This is a genomic window from Halarcobacter ebronensis (assembly GCF_013201825.1).
GTDB lineage: Bacteria > Campylobacterota > Campylobacteria > Campylobacterales > Arcobacteraceae > Halarcobacter > Halarcobacter ebronensis.
In genome coordinates, this window is sequence record NZ_CP053836.1 from 1,313,457 (window position 1) to 1,336,334 (window position 22,878).

20 protein-coding genes and 1 tRNA gene are annotated in these 22,878 nt (G+C 28.2%); 15 read left to right on the top strand and 6 right to left on the bottom strand.

Annotated features, from left to right (window positions below; all coding sequences use genetic code 11):
* Positions 1-91 precede the first annotated feature (91 nt).
* The 7 genes from AEBR_RS06420 (at position 92) to mog (ending at position 7,389) form a co-directional block, all read left to right on the top strand.
* Positions 92-733: a DsbA family protein gene (locus AEBR_RS06420; RefSeq protein ID WP_129087610.1), complete on the top strand. Its 642-nt coding sequence runs from the start codon at positions 92-94 to the stop codon at positions 731-733.
* 170 nt (positions 734-903) lie between these two features.
* The gene (gene aroB / locus AEBR_RS06425; protein ID WP_129087609.1) at positions 904-1,944 is read left to right on the top strand and encodes a 3-dehydroquinate synthase; all 1,041 of its coding nucleotides are present in this window, start codon (positions 904-906) and stop codon (positions 1,942-1,944) included.
* Positions 1,941-3,638: a mechanosensitive ion channel domain-containing protein gene (locus AEBR_RS06430; RefSeq protein WP_129087608.1), complete on the top strand. Its 1,698-nt coding sequence runs from the start codon at positions 1,941-1,943 to the stop codon at positions 3,636-3,638. Before aroB ends, AEBR_RS06430 begins: the two co-directional genes overlap by 4 nt.
* A gap of 6 nt (positions 3,639-3,644) precedes the next feature.
* Positions 3,645-4,913 carry a tRNA (N(6)-L-threonylcarbamoyladenosine(37)-C(2))-methylthiotransferase MtaB gene (mtaB, locus tag AEBR_RS06435; protein WP_129087607.1) on the top strand — a complete coding sequence of 423 codons (1,269 nt, stop codon included), beginning with the start codon at positions 3,645-3,647 and terminating at the stop codon, positions 4,911-4,913.
* Entirely contained in the window at positions 4,873-6,351 is a 1,479-nt protein-coding gene (locus AEBR_RS06440; RefSeq protein WP_228712187.1) for an AAA family ATPase, read from the top strand. Before mtaB ends, AEBR_RS06440 begins: the two co-directional genes overlap by 41 nt.
* Positions 6,341-6,853 (top strand): pimelyl-ACP methyl ester esterase BioV, encoded by a 513-nt coding sequence (gene bioV, locus AEBR_RS06445; protein WP_172658863.1) that lies wholly within the window; start codon positions 6,341-6,343, stop codon positions 6,851-6,853. The genes AEBR_RS06440 and bioV overlap by 11 nt, the downstream gene beginning before the upstream one ends.
* The gene (gene mog, locus AEBR_RS06450; protein ID WP_129087606.1) at positions 6,850-7,389 is read left to right on the top strand and encodes a molybdopterin adenylyltransferase; all 540 of its coding nucleotides are present in this window, start codon (positions 6,850-6,852) and stop codon (positions 7,387-7,389) included. The genes bioV and mog overlap by 4 nt, the downstream gene beginning before the upstream one ends.
* 22 nt (positions 7,390-7,411) lie before the next feature.
* Here the strand turns inward: mog and AEBR_RS06455 are convergent, their stop codons facing one another.
* Together AEBR_RS06455 and AEBR_RS06460 are read right to left on the bottom strand one after the other, a co-directional pair.
* On the bottom strand, positions 7,412-8,665 hold the full coding sequence (locus tag AEBR_RS06455; RefSeq protein WP_129087605.1) for a methyl-accepting chemotaxis protein: 1,254 nt from the start codon (positions 8,663-8,665) through the stop codon (positions 7,412-7,414).
* 10 nt (positions 8,666-8,675) lie between these two features.
* Positions 8,676-9,056 carry a PAS domain-containing protein gene (locus AEBR_RS06460; RefSeq protein WP_129087604.1) on the bottom strand — a complete coding sequence of 127 codons (381 nt, stop codon included), beginning with the start codon at positions 9,054-9,056 and terminating at the stop codon, positions 8,676-8,678.
* A gap of 268 nt (positions 9,057-9,324) precedes the next feature.
* On the opposite strand from AEBR_RS06460, the gene AEBR_RS06465 reads away from it, so the two are divergent.
* Entirely contained in the window at positions 9,325-10,659 is a 1,335-nt protein-coding gene (locus tag AEBR_RS06465; protein ID WP_128982940.1) for an SLC13 family permease, read from the top strand.
* Positions 10,660-10,676: 17 nt separating this feature from the next.
* Here AEBR_RS06465 and selB read toward each other — a convergent pair whose 3' ends face one another.
* Both selB and selA read right to left on the bottom strand, forming a co-directional pair.
* On the bottom strand, positions 10,677-12,509 hold the full coding sequence (gene selB / locus AEBR_RS06470) for a selenocysteine-specific translation elongation factor (RefSeq protein ID WP_129087602.1): 1,833 nt from the start codon (positions 12,507-12,509) through the stop codon (positions 10,677-10,679).
* Positions 12,502-13,851, bottom strand: coding sequence for an L-seryl-tRNA(Sec) selenium transferase (gene selA, locus AEBR_RS06475; protein WP_129087601.1), 1,350 nt, complete (start codon positions 13,849-13,851; stop codon positions 12,502-12,504). The genes selB and selA overlap by 8 nt, the downstream gene beginning before the upstream one ends.
* Before the next feature lie 58 nt (positions 13,852-13,909).
* Here selA and AEBR_RS06480 point away from each other — a divergent pair.
* A tRNA-Sec gene (locus tag AEBR_RS06480) sits at positions 13,910-14,008 on the top strand.
* A 4-nt stretch (positions 14,009-14,012) separates the two neighbouring features.
* On the opposite strand, the gene selD is transcribed toward AEBR_RS06480, so the two are convergent.
* Positions 14,013-15,050 carry a selenide, water dikinase SelD gene (gene selD / locus AEBR_RS06485; protein WP_206732676.1) on the bottom strand — a complete coding sequence of 346 codons (1,038 nt, stop codon included), beginning with the start codon at positions 15,048-15,050 and terminating at the stop codon, positions 14,013-14,015.
* A 523-nt stretch (positions 15,051-15,573) separates the two neighbouring features.
* Between selD and AEBR_RS06490 the strand changes: the two genes are divergently transcribed.
* The 4 genes from AEBR_RS06490 to AEBR_RS06505 all read left to right on the top strand — a co-directional run bounded on the left by AEBR_RS06490 (position 15,574) and on the right by AEBR_RS06505 (position 19,492).
* Positions 15,574-16,668 (top strand): transglutaminase-like domain-containing protein, encoded by a 1,095-nt coding sequence (locus AEBR_RS06490; RefSeq protein ID WP_129087599.1) that lies wholly within the window; start codon positions 15,574-15,576, stop codon positions 16,666-16,668.
* Positions 16,665-16,991 carry a transporter gene (locus AEBR_RS06495; protein WP_129087598.1) on the top strand — a complete coding sequence of 109 codons (327 nt, stop codon included), beginning with the start codon at positions 16,665-16,667 and terminating at the stop codon, positions 16,989-16,991. Before AEBR_RS06490 ends, AEBR_RS06495 begins: the two co-directional genes overlap by 4 nt.
* Before the next feature lie 2 nt (positions 16,992-16,993).
* A complete protein-coding gene (locus AEBR_RS06500) occupies positions 16,994-17,272 on the top strand; it encodes a heavy-metal-associated domain-containing protein (RefSeq protein WP_129087597.1) in 279 nt (92 codons plus the stop codon).
* A gap of 147 nt (positions 17,273-17,419) precedes the next feature.
* On the top strand, positions 17,420-19,492 hold the full coding sequence (locus tag AEBR_RS06505; protein ID WP_228712186.1) for a methyl-accepting chemotaxis protein: 2,073 nt from the start codon (positions 17,420-17,422) through the stop codon (positions 19,490-19,492).
* Here AEBR_RS06505 and AEBR_RS06510 read toward each other — a convergent pair.
* Positions 19,489-19,983, bottom strand: a complete 495-nt coding sequence (locus AEBR_RS06510; protein WP_129087596.1) for a type II toxin-antitoxin system antitoxin SocA domain-containing protein — start codon at positions 19,981-19,983, stop codon at positions 19,489-19,491. The genes AEBR_RS06505 and AEBR_RS06510 overlap by 4 nt on opposite strands.
* A gap of 461 nt (positions 19,984-20,444) precedes the next feature.
* Between AEBR_RS06510 and AEBR_RS06515 the strand changes: the two genes are divergently transcribed.
* On the top strand, positions 20,445-22,121 hold the full coding sequence (locus AEBR_RS06515; protein WP_129087595.1) for a 4Fe-4S binding protein: 1,677 nt from the start codon (positions 20,445-20,447) through the stop codon (positions 22,119-22,121).
* Positions 22,118-22,807, top strand: coding sequence for a TorD/DmsD family molecular chaperone (locus tag AEBR_RS06520; RefSeq protein ID WP_129087594.1), 690 nt, complete (start codon positions 22,118-22,120; stop codon positions 22,805-22,807). Before AEBR_RS06515 ends, AEBR_RS06520 begins: the two co-directional genes overlap by 4 nt.
* Positions 22,808-22,878 lie beyond the last annotated feature (71 nt).

Below are 22,878 nucleotides of genomic sequence, written 5' to 3' on the forward strand. Positions count from 1 at the left end.
AATCTATAGATATAAAAAAAATAAATAGTGCTTATACATATTTACTACACATAAGTTTGCTAAAATCTACCAAATTTTAATCGGAGTAGATATGCAAAATAGAAAATTAGTTATTTTTTCAGTCCTGATTCTTTTAGGATTGTTCTTTATTGGTGGTTATTTATACAAAAACTCAAAACAAACTTCAGTAACAAAAATTTCAGATGAGCAGGCTTGGCTTCTTCAAAAACCTTACTCTTATGTAATTGGAAATAAAAAAGCAAAAGTTCAAATAGTAGAATTCTTTGACCCAGCTTGTGGTGCTTGTGCATATTTTTATGAAAAAGTTGAAGAGTTGATGAAAGAGAAAGAGGGTAAAATGCAATTAGTTTTAAGATATGCCCCTTTTCATAAAAACTCAAATTATGCAGTTAAAATGTTGGAAGGTGCTAGAGAACAAGGTTTATTTATCGAGACTTTAGAGTATATGTTTAAAACTCAATCACAATGGATTGAAAATCATGTGGTAAATCCCCAAAAACTATGGGCACTTCTTCCAAATATAAAAGGTCTTGATATGGATAAATTAGCCTTTTTTATGAATGAAGATAAAGCAGATGAGATCATAAGACAAGATTTAGAAGATGTCGAAAAATTAAAAATTGATAAAACACCATCATATTTTGTAAATGGTGAAGAGCTAAAAGTTTTTGGTTGGGACAATTTAGTAAAACTTATTGATTCACATCTATAACTTTAAAATTTCAAAACCTTTTTTAGGTTTTGAAAACTTTTTTTTAATATTTAAAACCTCCTTTTACTAAAACTTTAATATAGCTATAAACTTTAATATAAAGCCCAATTTCAGTACATTTTCAATAAAAATAAGATAGTATCAAGTAAATTATAATAGACGGAATTTTAATGATTGTAAATATTACCTTACCAGATAATACTTCATATGATATAACAATAGATAGCCTGAAAAAAATGGCGTTTGATAGAAAAGTTGTTGTGGTTACAAACCCAACAATTAGTGGTTTTCATTTAGACTATTTGATAGATAAATTAGATGCAAAAGAGTTAAGTGTTGTAACTATTCCTGATGGGGAAAAGTACAAAAATATGAGTACAATTGAGAGTATTTTAGCTCACTGTTTTGAACATAAATTAAATAGAAGTTCTCTTCTTATTGCTTTTGGTGGTGGAGTTATTGGTGATATGACAGGTTTTGCCGCTTCAATTTACCAAAGGGGAATCGATTTTATTCAAATACCTACAACTTTGTTGTCACAAGTTGATGCAAGTGTTGGGGGTAAAACAGGTATAAATAATAAATATGGAAAAAATTTAGTTGGTGCTTTTCATCAACCAATTGCAGTCTATATTGATCCTTATTTCCTTTCAACTCTGCCAAAAAGAGAGTTTGGTGCAGGAGTTGCAGAGATAGTAAAAATGGCAGTAACTTTTAACAAAGAGTTTTTTAACTGGCTTGAAGAAAATGATTTAAATAGTGAAGAGAATATTAAAATTGCCATTAAAAAATCAGTTGAGACAAAAGCTTGGGTTGTATCGCAAGATGAAAAAGAGAAAGGTTTAAGAGCAGCTTTAAACTATGGTCATACTTTTGGACATGTTATAGAAAATGAGACAAACTATAATACCTATTTACATGGTGAAGCCGTTGGAATTGGTATGGTTATGGCAAATGAACTTGCTGTTAAAGTAGGACTTATGAGTGAAGATGAAGCTTTTAGAGTAAAAAAAGTTTTAGAAAAATATGATATTCCCACAAAATATAAAATCAAAGATGTAGAGGATTTTTATGAGCATTTCTTTTTAGATAAAAAGTCATTGGATAATAGAATTAAATTTATTGTTCCAAAGGGGATTGGGGATTGTGAAATCACAGATAAGATTTCAAAAGATATAGTAATAGAAGTTTTAAAAGGTTTTTTAAAGTGAAAAATATTTTAGTTGTGCTTTTTATAGCAATATTTTGTTTTGGTTCTTTAAATGCCCAAGAAAAGAACTCAAATATTGTTTCAAATAAACTTCAAGATTTGGTTCAAATTGAAAAAGAGAAAAAAGCTGAACAGCAAGCAAAACTTGAAGAGGAAGAGAAGAAGAAAATTGAAGATGAAAAAAGAGCTTTATTAGAAGCACAAATTACAGAACTAAAAAGTAAAATCTCCTCTATAGATGAAAAAGTCAAAGATAGTATTCTTTTAAAAAGATATAGCAACTATAATGCTTATATAAAAATAACTGAAGAGTTAGCGGAGTTAAAAGAGAGTTTAAAAAATACAAAAAATAAAAATGAAGAGCAACTTCACAATTTAACAAATAAAATAAGAATCAAAGAGAATGAGCTTGAACTTATTTCAGAATACAAAGGTTCCCCAATTGGTTCCCTTATAAATCCCCCTGAGATAGAGAATTATGAGTCTATTAAAAATCCATTTGGAATTATAAATGCTTTTTCATATATAAAAAAACTAGAAACAAATAAAAAAGAGTTTGTTTCTGTTGAAAAAAGAATTAGAGAATTAACAAATCTTTTGGAAGAGAAACTTTATGCATATTTGGAGTTATATAATCTTGATCCAAAAACTGAATATAAAGATGAGATAAATTTTTTAGATAAAGAGAAAAAAGATTTCACAATGGTTTTGGAGATTGTTTCAACAACAGAAGAGGTTTATACAAGAAAGATTGAACAAGTGATTTTAGAAACAAAATCTCAAATCTCTATTCAAGTTGAAAAGATTTTTAATATAGCTTTGATAATCGTAGTATTTTTTATTTTAACTTTTTTAATAAAACTTGGTCTTAAAAAGTATTATTCACAAAATGAAAACTACTATATGACAAATAAAGTTATCAACTTTACTTTGGTTTTTTTTGTTTTAATTGTTGTACTTTTTTCATACATTGATAATGTTTCATATCTAGTTACAATCTTAGGATTCGCATCAGCTGGGATTGCTATTGCTTTAAAAGATTGGTTTATGTCTATTTTTGGATGGCTTGTAATAGTAACTTCTGGATCAATTCATGTGGGAGATAGAATAAAAGTTACAAGGGATGGTCAACAAGTTGTGGGAGATGTTTTGGATATCTCTTTATTTAAAATTACAATTAGAGAAGATATTACATTAACTTCTTATATGGTAAATAGAAGAACAGGAAGAATCTTTTTTATTCCAAACAACTATATTTTTTCAGAAATGATTGCAAACTATACACACTCTGGACTTAGAACTGTTTGGGATGGTATTGATATTACAATTACCTTTGATTCAAACTATAAAAAAGCACAACATATAGCAAAAGAGATATTAAAACACTACTCAAAAGGTTATACTGATATTACAAGAAAACAGCTCTCTAAAATGAGAAATAAGTATCAGTTAAGAGCTACTGGAGTTGAGCCAAGAGTATATACTTTTGTTGAACCTTATGGGATTGTAATTTCATCTTGGTATCTTACAAATTCATATGCAGCTTTAGTTTTAAGAAGTACAATGTCTCCTGAGATTTTAGAAGCCTTTATGAAAGAGGATGATATAACAATTGCATACCCAACACAAACTATCAATGTTGGAGACGGGGCGCAAAACTTTAGAACTCCTCCAGCAGATCTACCAGAGGTATAAGAGTTTATGCAATTTTCAACAACTAAACAAAAAGTTTTTTTTAAAACCTTTGGATGTAGAACAAATCTTTTTGATACTCAAGTTATGATGAGCAATCTAAAAGATTTTGAGGTTACCCAAAATGAAAAAGAGGCAGATATTGTAGTTATCAACTCTTGTACTGTTACAAATAGTGCAGATAGTACAGCAAGGGGTTATATAAACTCACTAAATAGATTTGAAAAACCTCCAAGGGTTATCTTTACAGGGTGTGGAGTTTGGACAAAAGGGGAGAACCTTTTTAAAGAGAATAAAATAGATTCACTATTTGGGCATAGCCAAAAAGAGCATATAAATGAGCTTCTTCAACAAAATGAGAGATTTTTTGATGCAGGTGATTTAACCCATATTGATGAAACTATAGTTGAAGAGTTTGTAGGTAAAAGTAGGGCATTTATTAAAATACAAGAGGGGTGTGATTTTAGATGTTCATACTGTATTATCCCTTATGTAAGAGGTGATGCAAGAAGTTATAAAGAGAGTAATATCTTAGAACAAATTGAAACTTTAGCTAGTAATGGTTTTGGAGAGTTTATTCTAACTGGAACAAATGTTGGAAGTTATGGTAAAAAACAACATACCTCTTTAGCAAAATTGCTTAAAAAAATATCTCAAATAAAAGGTGTTAGAAGAGTTAGATTAGGTTCCATTGAACCAATCCAAATTGATGATGAGTTTAAAGAGATAATAGATGAACCTTTTATGGCAAAACATCTTCACATTGCTTTACAACACACTTCTAAAAAGATGTTAGAGATTATGAATAGAAGAAACAAGGTTTTATCTGATTTAGAACTATTTGAGTTTTTAAAAGAGAAAGGTTATGCCCTTGGAACTGATTTTATAGTTGGACATCCAGGTGAAACAGATGAGCTTTGGAGAGAAGCAATGGAAAATCTACAAAGATTTCCTTTGACACATATTCATGCTTTTACCTATTCAAAAAGGGATGGAACACCAAGTGCAACCATGAAAGATATTGTAAAAGGTGATGTGGCAAAACTTAGATACAATGAACTCGTTGGAATAATAGATGAAAAAAATTATAACTTTAGAAAAAACAATAAAGAGAGTTTGAATATATTAATTGAGTCATATAAAGATGGTGTTTATGTTGGGCTTGATCAACACTTTAATCATATTGAAGTTAAAAGTAGTGCTGATTTAGTTGGGGATTGGATAACTATAGAGAAGTATGAAGCAAAGAGAGATAAAAATGTCGCAGAATTCAAATAATAAACTAGATAAAAATATGAAGTTAATGGCTCTATCAGCTATTATTTTATTGGTGCTTTTTTTATATACTTTATATAAAAGTAGTGAACATATAAAAACAAACTCTTATTATTTTGGAATTGTTTTTCTTCTTTTCTTGCTTGCTTTTGCTATCTTTGCAAAAATAAAACAAAAAAAACTTCAAACATTTATCAAAAAAAATAGTAATGATAAAAGTTTCTCTCAAGAATTAGATCAAGCGCAAGAATCAAAAGAGCAGATTAGCTCAAATATTAGTGCTGTTAACTCTACAACAACATTTAAAGATGTTGCTGGAATTAGCGAAGTAAAAGCTGAACTTGAAGAGATTGTTGATTTTTTAAATAAACCAAAAAAATATTTTGAGTTTGGAGTTAAACTTCCAAAAGGTGTACTTTTAGTTGGACCTCCTGGTGTTGGTAAAACCCTTATTGCAAGAGCCGTTGCAGGGGAAGCAGAGGTTCCGTTTTTTTATCAAAGTGGTGCAAGTTTTGTTCAAATTTATGTTGGGATGGGTGCAAAAAAAGTACGAGAACTTTTTATGAAAGCAAAACAGAGTGCTCCTGCTATTGTATTTATTGATGAAATTGATGCAATTGGTAAAAAAAGAGGTGGAAAAACAAATGATGAGAGAGAATCAACTTTAAATGAACTTTTAACACAAATGGATGGGTTTGAAGGTGATTCTGGAGTTATTGTAATAGCTGCAACAAATAAAATCGAGGTTTTAGATGAGGCTTTACTTAGAGCTGGAAGATTTGATAGAAGGGTGTTTTTAAATCTACCAAATATAGAGGATAGAAAAAAGATTTTAGAACTTTATCTAAAAGGAAAACATTTTGAATTTGATTTGGATAAGTTAGCATCTTTAACTTCTGGATTCTCTTCTGCTGCCCTTGCAACATTGGTAAATGAAGCTCTTTTAAATATGATAAAAAGGGATGCAAAAGTTCTTAATCAATCAGATATAGAAGTTGCAAAAAATAAATTGGAATTTGGAAAAAAAGAGACACTTCTTTTAGATGAAGAGCAAAAAGAGATTTTGGCTATTTATCAAGCAAGTAAAGCTTTTATAACAAAAAGTAAAGTTGCTTTATTGGATCAAAAAGTTTCAACTTTAGATTTAGTCTATCCTTCATATAATCAACTTTTAGAGAATATAAAAAGATATCTAGCTGGTTCAATAGGAGTAGAAGTAATAAAAAAACAAAAATATGCAATTAACTCTTATGATATAGAACAAGCCTACTCTTTAGCTAATAAGATTGTTGATGAATACAAAATGGCAAAAGATATTGAAGTTTTAATTGAAGAGGTAAGAAACAATCTACGAACAGAGTTATCTCAAAATGTTACAACAATAGATAGATTAAAAGAACTTATGTTAAAAAATGAAGTGATTGATACAAATGAGCTTTAGATATTTTTCAGGCTTTTGTTTAGAAAACGAAAGTGAACTTTTTAGTGAATATCTAATTAGAAATGATTTTACAATTACAGGGTTCTCTTATGGAGCAATAAAAGCATTTGAATATGCTTTAAAGAGTACAAAAAGAGTAGATACTTTACAACTCTTTTCTCCAGCTTTTTTCCATAATTTTGATAAAAAAGAGAAGAGGTTGCAACTAATGTTTTTTAAAAAAAATAGTAGTGATTATATGGAAACTTTTTTAAAAAATATTGCCTATCCTTCTAATATGAAGATGTATAACTATCTAAAAGCAGGAACTTATGAAGAGCTTGATGAACTTTTAAATTATACATGGGATAAAGAGAAATTAGAAATGCTTCTACAAAGAGGCATTAAAATAGAAGTTTATCTTGGAGCAAAAGATAAAATTATTGATGCAAATAGTGCAAAAGAGTTCTTTAAAGAGTTTGCAACTGTATATTATATAAAAGATAAAGGACATATTTTATGAATAAAAAAATAGCAAAAATTGGAATAATAACCGCTTCAGATAGAGCTAGTAAAGGGATCTATGAAGATATCTCAGGGAAAGCTATTGAAGATACTATGAATGAATATTTAACTTCTCCTTGGGAGAGTGTTTATAGATGTATTGAAGATGATCAAAAAACTATTGAAGAGACCCTCAAAGATTTAGTTGATAATGAAGAGTGTTGTTTAGTTGTAACAACAGGTGGTACAGGACCAGCTAAAAGAGATGTAACACCAGAAGCAACAGAAGCTGTTTGTGATAGAATGATGCCAGGATTTGGTGAACTTATGAGAGCCGAATCATTAAAATTTGTACCAACTGCAATTTTATCTAGACAAACAGCAGGTCTTAGAGGAAGTTCTCTAATAGTAAATCTTCCAGGAAAACCAAAATCGATAAGGGAGTGTCTAGATGCTGTTTTCCCAGCTATTCCATATTGTATAGATCTGATGAAAGGTCCATATTTAGAGTGTAATGAAGAGGTTATTAAACCTTTTAGACCAAAACAAAAATAAAAATACTTAAGAGAATTATCTCTTAAGTGTTAATCTCTTTTTTCCCTTGGAATTTTGCTTTATTTACTAATTCAGCATTTTGATCTGCAATTTTGCTTATCTCCATTGATATCTCTTTTACATCTTGGGCAGTTATTGCATTTTTTTGAGTGAGTGTATCAATTTGGGTAATTGAGTTATTAATCATAATAATACTATTTTCTTGTTCCTGTGAAGCTGTTAATACCTCTTCTATTAAAACTGTTGTTTTCCCAATATTACTATTAATCTCCTCATAACCTTTTATCATCTCATCGGCAATATGTTTACCTTCATCTGCTTTTTTTGTTGCTGTTTCCACAAGAAGTTTTATCTCTTTTGCTGCTTCAGCACTTCTTGTAGCAAGATTTCTAACCTCTTGGGCAACAACAGCAAAACCTTTTCCAGCTTCACCAGCAGTTGCTGCTTCAACAGCGGCATTAAGTGAGAGAATATTTGTTTGAAAGGCAATTTGATCAATAATATTTGTTGCATTATTTACTAAATTTGTTGATTCATTTATCTCATTCATTGATGTTACAGTTCTTTTTGCAAGATTTAATCCTCTATCAACAGAACCCTTTACAATTTTTCCTTGTTGTGACATCATTTGTGCTGTTTTAGTATTGTTTGAAGTTGTAGCTGTTATCTCTTCAATTGCAGCTGATGTTTCTTCAAGGGCAACAGCTTGAGAGGAGGTTGCATCAAATAAAGAAGATGAATCTTTTTGTAATAATTTTGCTTCTTTTTTTAAAATCATACAAGTGTCATAGGAGTTTTTTAGATTTTTTGTAATTTCACTTCTTAGATAGTTTATCCCCAATGTTAATTCTTTTAATTTTCCACCTTTAAATAACTTTTCATCAATAGAATCCATATAGTTTTGGTGACTATATTCTTTTAAAACACTACATATCTCACTTATACTTTTATCAATTTTTTCGGTCATTATATTGATTGATTTTGCAATATAATTTAGTTTTTCATTACTCGTTATTATACTAATCTTATCATCAGTATATCCATCTGATAATTTTTCAGTGGCAAGCATTACTTCACCATAAAGTGTTAGATCTTCTGTTTGTTTTGATTCAATTACTTTGGCTAATTCTTGAATAGTATCCATAATCTTTTTTCTATCTTTATCAAGAGTTGAATCTACTATTTCAATAGAGTTTATCTCATTTTTTATATACTCATCTATTAATTTTAGGGCACCAAAAATATGCTTATTTTTTGATTTATCTAATAAAAACATTGCTAATCCTTTAATCTAGGGTTTTGTAGAGTTTTTCTGCTTTTTCAATCTCTTCTTTGGTTGGCATAATTCTTATTGAGATGTATCGTTTATTTCCATTTGGGCTAGTAGAAGGATAAGCAGTTGCATTTACCCAATAATAGTCACCATTTTTTGTTTTATTTTTAACTATACCTTTCCAGATATCGCCCCTTTGTATTGTTTCCCATAAATCTTTAAAGGCAGCTTTTGGCATATCTGGATGCCTTACCACATTGTGAGGTTTGCCAATAAGCTCCTCTTTTGTATAACCAGATATTTTACAGAAATCTTCATTGGCATAGAGAATTGTTCCCTTTGCGTCGGTTTCTGAAACAATCATTATTTTTCTGTCGAGTTTAACTTCATGCATTTCAAAGTCCTTGAAGAATAATATTACTTAGAATATTATTTCTTAGCTTTAATGACAATTAAGTGTAAATTATAATATTATTTCATATTTAATTTATTTAGTTGTTTAAAAGTTATAATATGTAAATAAAATGCACTAATTATATATAAGTTAATTTTTTTATTAAGTTTTTACACTATTTTAAAAATAGTTTTCTATTTTTATCAAATTTGGCTTTACTTTTAAGTTTTTTTACTTAATATAAATAAAAAACAAAATGAGGCAATATATGAATAAAATTTTATTTACTGCAATTCTTACCTTTGCTAGTTATTTTTTGGCAACTATTGCATTTAATACACAACATTCAATACTATTGGCATTGATTGTTATGCTAGTGGTTCTTTGGACAAATGAAGCTTTGCCTATAGGGGTTGTATCTTTGCTACCCATTGTCCTTTTCCCTAGTTTTGGTATATTAGGTACTGAAGCAACCTCTTTAAATTACTCAAAATCAATTATCTTTTTGTTTTTAGGTGGTTTTATAATTGCAATTGCTACCCAAAAGACCCATCTTCATGTGTATATTTCAAATAAATTGTTAACACTTTTTCCTAATACACCAAGAGGAATTTTATTTTCCCTTTCAATTACAGCTGCTTTTTTAAGTTCTCTTATTTCTAATACTACAACAGCTCTTTTGTTGATACCAATTGCTATGTATTTAACAGATAATATAAAACTAAAAATGAGATTAGTTTTATCTATTGCCTATGGAGCAAGTATAGGTGGAATTGTAACTCCTATTGGAACTCCACCAAATCTAATCCTTCTTGGATTTATGGATCAACATGCCTTAGAGGCAATACCATTTATTAAATGGATATTTTTAACAGCTCCTTTAGCTTTTTTTATGTTATTGATAATCCCTTTCTTTCTTTCAATAGGAGTAAATGATATTAGATTTGATGCAGAGTTATCACATAAAGAGAAACTTACAAAAGATCAAAAAAGACTTCTATATATTTTAGGTTCTTTAGTTCTTCTTCTTTTGGTAAATTCAAAAATTGAACCATATTATTCAGGTTTGGGATTAAATGAAAAAGGTATTTTATTAAGTTACGGACTTTTGATGTTAGTCCCAAAAGTTGGATTTTTAGAGTGGGAAGATATGAAAAAAATCCCTTATGAGATAATTTTCCTTTTTGGTGCTGGTTTCTCTATAGCTGCAGCTTTCTCTTCAACAGGTTTAGCTTTAGAGATTGCAAAATATCTTTTAGAGTTAACAAATTTACCAGTTATACTTTTAATAATGCTTGTAGCTGCACTAATTACTTTTACAACAGAGATCACTTCAAATACAGCATTAATCTCAATTGCACTTCCGATAATCTACTCATTAAGCCAAGTTACAAATATTGATACAACACTTATTCTTCTTGTTGCAACAATTTGTGCCTCTTATGCCTTTATGCTTCCAATAGCAACCCCACCAAATGCAATTGCAATGAGTAGTGGTGCTGTAAAAGTAAAAGATATGGCAAAATTTGGAATGATATTTAATATTTTAGGAATTTTAAGTATTACAGCTATTGCACTTCTTTATTGGCAATATGCTTTATAGAAGATAGAAAGAGTATTTTATTTTATAAATACTCTTTTATCCTCCTCTTTTTTAATCTCAGAAAAATTATCAAGATAGTCTAAATATGTAATTAGATATTTTCTACTTATTGGATATTTGTCTTTTAAATTTTGAAGATCAATATATCCATCTTGTTTTATAATTTTTTTCATCTCATTTACGAGATTTGTTAAGCTTTGAGCATGGATAAATATATTATGTTGCAGTCTTAATACCACTTTTTTGTTACATAAAGATTTTAAAATATCATCACCAACTTTTCTATCTAAATCCATCTCATCATAGATATTATATGGTGCAGTTGGAGTAATACTCTCATTTTCCAATCTCTTTAATATTTGTGTTTCCAAAGAAGTTTTAAAGTCAATTGTTATATTTGGATTTTTATATAAAGCTTGATCCATTACTAAAAAGTTCTCTTTAACTAACTCATTTAGAGCAATTTGAATAAAGTTTTGACTTGCCCACTTAAGTCTTAAAGCAATTGATTGGTTAGATAAAAATGCAAACTGATTTTTCATATATATCTCTTTAATAAAATCCTTTATTAACTCTTTTGTCTCAATAGGATAAATAATTAAAGCTTGTTCATCTATAAATACATCTTCCAACTCTTTTGCATACTCTAAAGCTTTTTCATGATTAAGGGCAAATCTTTGAGCAGATGAGATAAGTCCCAAACCTTTCTTATGTGCATCAAGAAGTATTTTATATGCTTGGTTAATATTCTCTTCTTCTAAAACTTGTAATAACTGAAGTTTTTGACTCTTTTTTAATGGATCAGAGATAGGAGATAAAATTTTTGCCCCTGCTATTGTATGATTTCCTTGTCTAATTATAAGTTTCTCTTTATAGATACTAAAAATCTCTTCTTCAAGCTTAAGGGTTGCAAAACCACTTTCAAGTGAATCTAAATTATTGAAAAGTAAAACTTTTCCTTCAACTCTTTTTGAGCCAATAAATATTGAGTAGTTTGTATTGTGTTTTAAACTTTTGTTTTTTAAAGTATTAAAAGAGATATCAATAATAGAAAAACCTCTTAAATATCCTTTTTTAGAGATTACAAATCCTTTTTGAATCTCCTCTTTTTTTATTCCTGCCAAATTTATAGCTGTTCTATTTGAAATATTTGACTCTTCAACCTCTTTACCGTGAACTTGAAGTTTCTTTATTTTTGCCTCTTTTTTAGTATCACAAATAAAAACTTTCTCTTCTAACTTAATAGGTTTTCCCAAAACAGTTCCTGTTACAACAGTTCCTGCTCCTTGTATTGAAAATATTCTGTCAACATAATATCTAAAAAAGTTCTCTTCAATTTTTGTACTTGCATCTAATGCAAAAAGTCTATCTTTTAAATCATTAATAGATTTTTCATCATAAATTGAAACAGCAGATGTAAAAAGAAGATTAAAATCAAACTCTTTAATAAACTCCTCAATTTCACTGATTGCAAATTCAAGTTCAGACTCTTCTATTAAGTCTTTTTTTGTAATAGTTAAAACTGCATTTTTAACACCCAATAGATTTAGAATTTCAAGGTGCTCAACTGTTTGTGGTTTGATTCTCTCATTTGCACTAACAACAATCATAACGCAATCAAAACTAAAAGCACCAGCAATCATATTTTTAACAAGTTTTTCATGTCCTGGTACATCAATAAAAGCTATATTTTTATCATCTCTTTTCATATTTGAGAAGCTTAAATCAATAGTGATTCCTCTTTGTTTCTCTTCATTTGTGCTATCTCCTTCAAAACCATTTAAAGCTTTGATAAGTGAAGTTTTCCCATGGTCAATATGACCACAAGTACCTATTATATAATTAGCCATTTATTATCTCTTTAATTTTTTCTACAATTATTTTTATCTCATCATCTTGAATAGTTTTAAAATCTAGTAAAAACTTATCATTTTCAATTCGTCCAATAATTTTATTTTCTCTAAATAGTTGTTCTATTTTATTAGGTTTATAATTTTTTATTTGAATACTAAGTGCAACAGAAGGGATTCTTTGATTTGGCGTTGTTCCTCCACCTATTAGTGTTGATGTATTTACAAGAGAGCATTTACATAAAGAGTCAATCTCATTTTTTAATTTAGTAGCATTTTCTTTTAATTCATCAGTAGTTTTAAATAACATCTTAAGTGTTGGAATCTCTTCATATTTTTCTAAAAGTAGGGCTTTCATATTCTCTTCTAAAAGCGCTAAAGTTAGTTTGTCAACCCTTAACATTCTAAGAAGTTGATTCTTTTTTAGTTTTTCAATATATTTTTTCTTTCCAACTATTATTCCCGCTTGAACAGAACCTAAAAGTTTATCTCCAGAAAAACTAAGAAGAGAGGGGTTGAATTTCATATAATCAAGTACAGAAGGCTCTTTGTTTTGTAAACCATAAGGAAGGTCTACAATATGTCCGCTTCCCATATCATAATAGTCAATTAGGCTATTTTCATTTGCCATATCAATTATTTTTTCAAAACCAACCTCTTGGCTAAAACCTTCAATAGAGTAGTTTGACTTATGTACTTTCATTAACATAGCGGTATTTTCATTTATACTATTTAGATAATCTTTTGTATGGGTTTTATTTGTTGTTCCAATCTCTTTTAGTATTGCTCCACTGCTATTCATTACATCTGGAATTCTAAAACTTCCACCAATCTCTACAAGTTCACCTCTACTTACAATTACCTCTTTGTTTTTTGCAAAAGTATTTAGTACTAAAAAAACTGCGCTGGCATTATTGTTTACTATTAAAACATCTTCACAACCTAATAATTTACATATAATTTTTGATATATGAGCGTATCTCTCTCCTCTTTTCCCCTCTTCAAGGTTATACTCTAAGTTGTTATATGAAGTAGCAATCTCTTTTACTCTATCAAAAACATTTTTATCTATTAAACTTCTTCCTAAATTTGTATGAATAATTACACCTGTAGCATTTATAACTTTTTTTAGTGAAGAAGAGGTGATTTGATTATATTTATCTAAAGTTTTAGATACTAATTCTTCTTCATTGATTGAGTCAATTCTTTGTGAAAGTATCTCTTCTCTTAGGTTCTCAAAAAGCTCTTTTACAATGGAAATAATCAATTGTTTTGAGCAATTTTTAAAGGCTGGATTTGAGACAAATTTGTCCACTTTAGGAATTGATTTAAGTAAAATCATTTTTACCCTTTCAGAGTTTTTTAATATTAATATTGTAAAATTACAGTCTTTAAAGTTTGGAGGGCATGTGTTCCTGGTGGATACCACAGGCTTCAACCCTGATTGGAGGTTTTTGTGTAAACGCCTCGGTAGGTTCGATTCCTACGCCTTCTCGCCAAACTCTAATAGATTATAATAGGAGTAGCTCCTCTTGGAATAACCTCTCCAATAATCTTTGCATAACCATGGGTTAACACTTCAATTTGTTTTATATACTCTTTTGCATCATTTGCATCCATAGCTATTAACAGTCCACCAGATGTTTGGGCGTCACAATATAGTTGATAACACTTTGAAGTATCACACATGATAGTTGTTTTATCTTCCATATATTTCATATTTCTTTTTGTTCCACCTGGAACTACATCTTGTTCTGCAAAATCTTGCGCATCTTGAATAATAGGAACTTCTCCACAATGTATGGCAAAAGATGTAAGTTCATTTGTTGCTTCTAAAGCATGTCCTAAAAGACCAAAGCCTGTTACATCTGTACAAGAGCTAACATCATATTGTCTCAAAACTTTTGAAGGCAAATAGTTTAAAGATTCCATTACTTTTATTGCCTCTTTTTTGGTTGATTCATTTATTAAATCTCTTTTAATTGCTGTTGTTAAAATCCCAATACCAAGAGGTTTTGTAAGAACTAAAACATGTCCAATTTTTGCAGTGTTATTTTTATATATTTTATTTGGATGAACTACACCTGTTACAGACAATCCATAGAACATTTCAGGAGCTTCAATGGTATGTCCACCCATTAATAATCCTCCACACTCTAGGATTTTTTCATTTCCACCTTTTAAAATCTCTTTTAATGCATTTTTGTCATTATTTTTTCTATCAAAGCCCACAATATTTAGGGCAGTCTTTACTTCTCCACCCATAGCAAATACGTCAGATAGAGAGTTGGCTGCTGCAATTTTCCCATAAATATATGGGTCATCAACGACTGGTGTAATAAAATCTAAAGTTTGAACAATCGCAATATCATCAGTGAGTTTATAAACAGAAGCATCATCACTGTTTTCAAACCCTACAAGAATATTGCTATCTTTTGGTACTAGACTACAAATTGTTTGTTTCAGGTCACCCGGACCCATCTTTGCAGCTCAACCAGCAGCTTGAACAAACTTGGTTAATCGATATTCATCGTTATTCATGTTTTTTCCTAATTAAATATATGATAATGGTGTAAATAAGAAGTTTAATTAAGAACTAAAAATTTATGTACACCTACTACATAGGTCTAATGTTTTATTAATTTTACATTCAATATTTTTAAAGTTACATTATAGCTAAACTAAAGTAAAATAAAATTTACTTTTGCTTAAAAAATTGTTTAATATAAGTATACTAAAAAAATTTTTATTTTTTATTCTTTTAATCAATTTTTTTTACATTATTTATAAATAATTTACTAAAAATGTTAAATTTATCATTAATTAATTACATATTTTTATTTTTTAATTTTATGCATTTACAATATATTTTGATTTGTATTGACTTAATCAAGGAGCATATAGATTCTTTATAATAGGAAAAAATATTTTACCATTTAAGATTAGTTTTATTTAACATCTAATATAGTTTAGAGAAATAAAAGCATAACCTAAGGTTTAGGTTAGATATAAATTAATAACATTTATGCCTACATATGCTTCAAAAATTAATTTGGAGAAAATTATGAAAAGAAGAACATTTCTAAAGAGTTCAGCTCTACTATCAACAACAGCAATGGTTAGTCCAAGTTTTGTTTTTGCCCAAACCCAAACAAATCCTTTTGGAATAAAAGATGGTTTTAGAAAATTCACTATTACTAATACCTATAAAATTGAACCTAGTAAAGAGAAAACTCAACTATGGATCCCTGTTCCTTTAACTTCTAACTATCAAGAGTTAGTAGATATAAAATATGATGGAAATTATGAAAAAGCTGAGCTTGTTAATAATTCATATGACTCAAAAGTTTTATATGTTTTATGGTCAGATGGAAACAAACAGAAAGAGTTAACTGTTACTTTTGAAGTAATTACAAATCAAAAAACAGTTGACTTATCAAAAGCAAAAAGTGATCAAAACTACACAGCAGAGGTTAAAACTTATTTAGAGCCTACAGCACATATTCCTGTAAATGATAAAATAAAAACTTTGGCAAATAGCATTACAAAAAATGCTAAAACTCCCCTTGATAAAGCACAAGCTATTTATGATTGGACAGTTACAACTATGTATAGAGATAATAGTGTAGTTGGATGTGGACTTGGAGATGCTGGAAAAGCACTTGAAGAGAAACTGTTTGGTGGAAAATGTACAGATATAAGTTCTGTATTTGTTTGTCTACTTAGAAACTCAAATATTCCTGCAAGGGAAGTTTTTGGTATTAGAGCTGGAAAATCAAAAATTTCTGGTGCTTGTGGAAAAGCAGACGAAAAAGGATTTGCTAATATTACAGGTGGACAACACTGTAGAGCAGAGTTTTATATAAGTGGTTTAGGTTGGGTTAAAGCAGATCCAGCTGATGTAACAAAAGTAAGACTTGCAGAAAATCTAAAAAATGAAGATAAAAAAATCCAAGATACAAAAAAATATATGTTTGGTTCTTGGGAGATGAACTGGGTGGCATTTAACCATGCAAGAGATTTTGTATTAAATCCAAAACCAGAACAATATCCACTTAATATGTTAGGATATCCATATGCTGAAGAGGGAGAAGATGCATTAAATTATTATGATCCAAAATCTTTTTCATATAGTTATACCTCTCAAGAGAGAGTATGAAAAAAATAAATTTACCGATAATTGGTGCAGTAATAACTGCACTTTTATCTACACTTTGCTGTTTACCAGCATTTTTATTTATTTTTTTTGGAATATCAAGTGGATTATTAAGTTATTTCACAACTTTTACTTATGCAAGAATTCCCCTTGCAATTTTAACTATAATTCTTTTTATTTATGGGATAAAAAAATATATGAGAAATAACTCTTGTGAGTGTACTAAAAAAGAAAAAATAAAAAAATCTTTTTTTATATCTTTTTTATTACTCTTTTTTCTTTTTGTTCTTTTGTATCCAGAGTTAATCCCCCTATTCATGGAGTAGATATGAAAAATTTATTTTTTATTTCAATTATAGCAAGTGCTCTTTTTGGCTCAAATATATCAGTTTTTAAAGTTGAAGGAATGCATTGTCCTTTATGTACAATGGCTGTAAAAAAAGCAGTAAAAAATCTTGATGGTATTGAAAAAGTTAGTGCTAAACTCAATACAAAAGAGGTAACTGTTATATATGATGATAGCGTTAAAATTGAAAATATTTTAGAAGCTATAAAAACAACATCATATGAAGGTGTTGAACTTTCCACTAAAAAATATGAAAAGTAATTTCTGTTACTTTTTTTAAAATATCTGCAATTTTATAATTTAGTAAAAAAAATTTAACTTTTTTTAAGTTAAAAAAAATAATTTTTATTTTAGAATTTTACTAATTTTAATTTTTAAATTAATCTTAGTAAATATTAGGAGTATGCTGTGTATGAAATTTGGAGAAAATTTTTTGGACATTTAAAAGTGTTTAAAAAAATGTTAATTATTGCTATTGTCACGTTAATATCAATGATATTATTAAGTTCAATATTAATTCTTGAACAAAAAAAAGAGTTATTAAAAGACAAGAAAGATAAACTTGTAAGTATTATAGAGTTATCCTATAGTATTGTTGAAAATGAATATAATAATTTTAAAAACGGTTTGATAGATGAAGAGGAGGCTAAAAATAGAGCAAAAAATGCAATAGGAGTTTTGCGATATAATGGAGACAATTACGTTTGGATAAATAATACTGAGTTACCATATCCTAAAATGGTAATGCATCCAATGGATTCATCAAAGAATGGTCAAGTTATGGATTCTTCAAGTAATAATAATGCAATTAGTGAACAATATAATGATGGTAGAGTAATTAGCGTTGACCACAAAAATATGTTTCAATCTTTTGTTGCTTTGGCACAAGATGGTGGTTCAGGATTTGTTGTTTATTTAAGAGGGAAGTTGATAGATGGACAAAATACAGAAGAAAAATTTGAAAAATTATCATATGTAAAAAAATTTGAACCTTGGAACTGGGTTTTAGGAAGTGGAATTTTTATTGATGATATTCAAACTCAATTTATGAACTCTTTAATAAAAGCAGTTGCAATAATTGCTTCAATTTTAATTGTTCTCTCTTTTATCTTTTTTATGATTACAAAAGAGATTGTTACAAAAGTAAATTTTATAAATGATGGATTAGAAAACTTTTTTGCTTATTTAAATAGAGAGAGTACTGATGTTGAAATTAAACAAATCAGTTGCAGAGATGAGTTTGGTCATATGTCTGATTTAATCAATACAAATATTTTAAAAGCTCAAAAAGGTATTAAAGAGGATAGGGCTTTAATTGATGAAACAATCAATGTTTTAGGTGAATTTGAGCAAGGTGATTTGTGCCAAAGATTACATTTAAATGTCTCTAATCCTGCAATGATGCAATTAAAATCAGTTTTAAATAAAATGGCAGAAAACTTAGAAAACAATATTGACTCAATTTTAGAGATATTGGAAAAATATTCAAGATTTAACTATTTGGATAGAGTAAATACCGATGGAGTAAAAAAAGATCTATTAAAACTTGCAAATGGAGTTAATGGATTGGGAGAATCAATTACATCAATGCTAATTGAAGGAAAAACAAACGGTATTACATTACATAATGCCTCAAGTACACTATTACAAAATGTTAGAATTTTGAATGAGAGTGCTTCTGAAGCAGCTTCATCTTTAGAAGAAACTGCAGCAGCTCTAGAACAAATGACAGGAAATATAAGAAACAATACTGGAAATATTGCAAAAATGGCGGAACTTTCTAACAATGTTACAACTTCATCAAAACAAGGACAAATGTTAGCAACAAATACAGTTAAATCTATGGAAGATATAGATTCACAAGTTTCAGCTATTAATGAAGCAATTAGTGTAATTGATCAAATTGCATTCCAAACAAATATTTTATCTTTAAATGCAGCGGTAGAAGCTGCAACAGCAGGTGAAGCAGGAAAAGGGTTTGCTGTTGTTGCTCAAGAGGTTAGAAATCTTGCTACAAGAAGTGCTGAAGCAGCAAAAGAGATAAAAGGAATGGTTGAGTCTGCTACAAAAAAAGCAGATGAAGGGAAAGAGATAGCAACTGATATGATAAACGGATATCAAGTTCTAAATGATAATATTGAAAAAACTATTGCACTTATTTCTGATGTTGATATGTCAAGTAAAGAACAACTTTTGGGAATTGAACAGATAAATGATGCTATTGCAGAACTTGATCAACAAACACAAAAAAATGCAGAAGTTGCAATGCATACAAATGATATTGCATTACAAACAGATTCAATTGCTAAACTTATTGTAAAAAATGCAGATGAAAAAGAGTTTAGAGGGAAAAATGATATTAAAGAAAAAGGGGAACAAAAATCTTTAAAAAAAGGCGAGAGTAAAGTAGCTAATAATAAAAAAGATAATAGAGTTATAAAAGCAGAAGATAAAGATACAGAAGAGTGGGAGAGTTTTTAAAAAATAATCTCTCCAAGAGGTGCTCTTCTCACCTCTTCAATTTGAAAAGTTGAATTAGCAACATTTCTTACACTATCCTCTTTATATTTTTTAACAATCTCTTTAATTGTTTTAAGTTCCTCTTTTGTGAAAAGAGTCTCATCAAACTCCTCTTCCATTTTTAGAAACTTTAGTTCAATAAATTTTTCTTTTGTTAATATTTCAATATCAAGATATTCCAATAACTCTTCAATCATATAAAGTCTTTCATCATCTTCATCAAGATCTTCACCATTTGCAATAATCTCAAAAATTTCACCTAATATAACTGGTTCTGGGTTCCTTTTATCTTTTATATACTCTTCATTGAATATTTTTTGTCCGAATTCTTTAAAATGTTCAAAATCTATTAAAAAGAGTAAAATTGACAACTTTTTGTCATTTAGATGTTTTATACTCTCATCTAGCATATAAAGTATTACATTAGCAATTTTAGTTATATCTATTTTCAATTTTTTCCTTTTTCTTTGTTGGTGGAATGATATCACTTTATATTTTAAAACAAGAAATTTTATAAATGTAGAAAGATATGTAATAAATATGTAAAAAAATTTTACTTTTTGCTCTATTTTAATTTTAATTTCATTTATCAATATTAGAATTTACTATAATTAATAAAAAAAAAGTATAAAAAAAATTAAATATAAAAATGAATATTCATTCATTTTTATAATAAAAAGTTAAATTATTTTATTAATATCTACAATTTATTTTTTCTTTACATATCCTTTTTTATGGATATTGTTGTAATTACTATAAAAAATTATAATTTTATATTTGTTAAAATTAACACTTAAATCAAAAATAAAATAAATTTATAAAATAATTTAAAAAAATAAGGTATATATAAGTTTAGTATAAGTTTTATAGGTATACAATTAGGGTAAAGTATTTTTTACCGAAAGGTTTTGCCGTGAGCGAATATATATATTATAGTAAAGAGAGAGTAGAATTCCCACTTTCTGAGTCAATTACAGTAACTAACAAATTAGTTGGAAATAGTGAAATTAGATATATTGTTTCAAATAGTGAAGCAATAAACTCTGAAGTAGTAGCAAAAGAGATTGATTTTTATATCAAAAACACAAAAGACTCAATATCATCAAAAATTAAAAATATTGAAAAATTGTATGAGATAAATGCAATAAAATTTGATTATGCACAAGATATTGCTTATACACAAATTGTAGGCAATAAAGTCTTACTTATTTGTAGTGAGACTCAAAAAAATGATTTTATAAATAGAGTTGTTAATAATGAGTTTGATTTATATCATGTAAGTTCTGAAAAAATAAAAAATATTGCAGGTCATATTGGAAATTTAGAGGTAACAATAGAAGAAGAGGAAAAGGAATATACTCTTAATATTCATCAAATTGTTTGGTTTGACAAAGGAAAACTTGCAAAAAAATTTAGTGGTTGTTTTGATCCTTTAAAAAGTTCAATTGATGATGTTATTGGAAATCTCAGATTAAATATAACAAATTATGAGTATAAAAAAACTACAACTTATGATAGTTCTTTTTGTCAATACAAAGGAAGAAGAGAAGAGATTTGTACCAAATGTGTTGATGTTTGTACAACTGACTCAATTGTAAAAAATAGTCAAAAAAAAGAGCTAGAGTTCTCATATATAAATTGTGCTAATTGTGGATCTTGTGTTAGTGTTTGTCCTTCAGGAGCTATAGATTATGCACCTTTGGGAGAAAAATCAATTTCAAGTTTAGCAAAACTTTATAATAATCATATCCCTTTGATTATCCCTAAAAAAGTAGATATTGAAAATTTAAATATTGAATTAAAAGAGTCTGTTTTACCTCTTATTATAGAAGCAAAAAATTTTTTTAGTGAAGCAACTTTATTAACACTTTTACAAGAGTCTGGTTCTCAACTTATATTATATTCAAAATCTTTTACTAAACCAGCACAAGACTCAATTGATTTAATAAATGAGATTTATCAAAGAAAATATAAAAAAGATGCAATTTTAACACCTTCATCTAAAGAGGATTTAGAACTAGCTATAAAAAATGCTCAATTTATTGAAAATTCTAAATATATTTTGAATAGTTTGGAATCAAATAAAAAAGAGTCATTTGCTATTAGATTATCTCATTTAGTGGGTGAAGAGAATTTTGGAGAGATAAAGTTAGATGAAACTGCATCTTATGGTATTGTAAATATTGATGAAAACAAATGTACTTTGTGTGCCTCTTGCGTTGGTGCATGTAAAATGAATGCCTTAACTGCTAATACAAAAGATAATACTTTAAGATTTAATCCCTCTTTATGTACAGCTTGTGGTTATTGTGAAGTTTCATGTTCTGAAAAAGATTGTTTAAGTTTACAAAGAGGTGTTATAAAACTTGAACCTATGTGGTTCAAAGAGAATATTTTGGCAAAAGATGAACTTTTTGCCTGTGTTGAATGTGGTAAAGAGTTTGCTACAAAAAAGGCAATTGAAAAAATTGCTTCAATTATGTTGAACTTCTTTGATAATCCAACCAAACAAAGAACCCTTTACTGTTGTGAAGAGTGTAAACCAAAAGTTATGTTCAAAGATGAAGTTACAAGGAGACAATTAGTATGAAAAATAGAGAGTTAGATAGTGCAAGAGCGCTTTATTATGGTTTTTTCTCTTTGGCTTTTTCATTTATTGAGAATAGAGAAAATTTTCAAAAACTTGTAGAGATGATAACATATTTAAGTAAGTCTCCAATTGAAGAGAATAGTAAAAGTGCATTTGAAAACATTGAAAATTTTTTAAAAAAAGAGAATGCACAAGAACTACTTCTTGATGAGAATAACAATATTTTCTTTAGTCCTAGTACTACTTTTATTCCAATGACTGCCTCGTTTTATATAGAAGATAGAGATGATGGAAAAAAAAGAGTAGAGATGACAAATATAGTTTTGAAATCAAAATTTAGAAGAGATTCTCAAAATTTCAAAGAAGCAGAAGATCATATCTGTTTTATTTTTTCATTTTTACAAAAGTTATTAAATGATGAAAATGAAGATGAGATTATCTTAGAGGTATTCTCAAATATCTTAAATGGGATGATTGATGAGTTTATTGAAAGTTTACATTCCCATGAATGTAGTGAATTTTATAAAGATATTGCAGTTTTATTAAAAGTTTTTATTGAGCTAGAAAGAGCTTTATTAAATGTAAAAAGTGTTGAAAAAAAAGAGAAAAGAGTTCAACAAAATATATTTCAAAGAGAAAAAAAAGAGTTTAAAAAAAGAGCTAAAAGGGATTTTGAAGAAGTTTGAAGTTTATAAAACTTGTTTTTCTCAATATTAAGAGATGACTAAGAAAATCAGGTTTTTTTAGTCATCTCTTA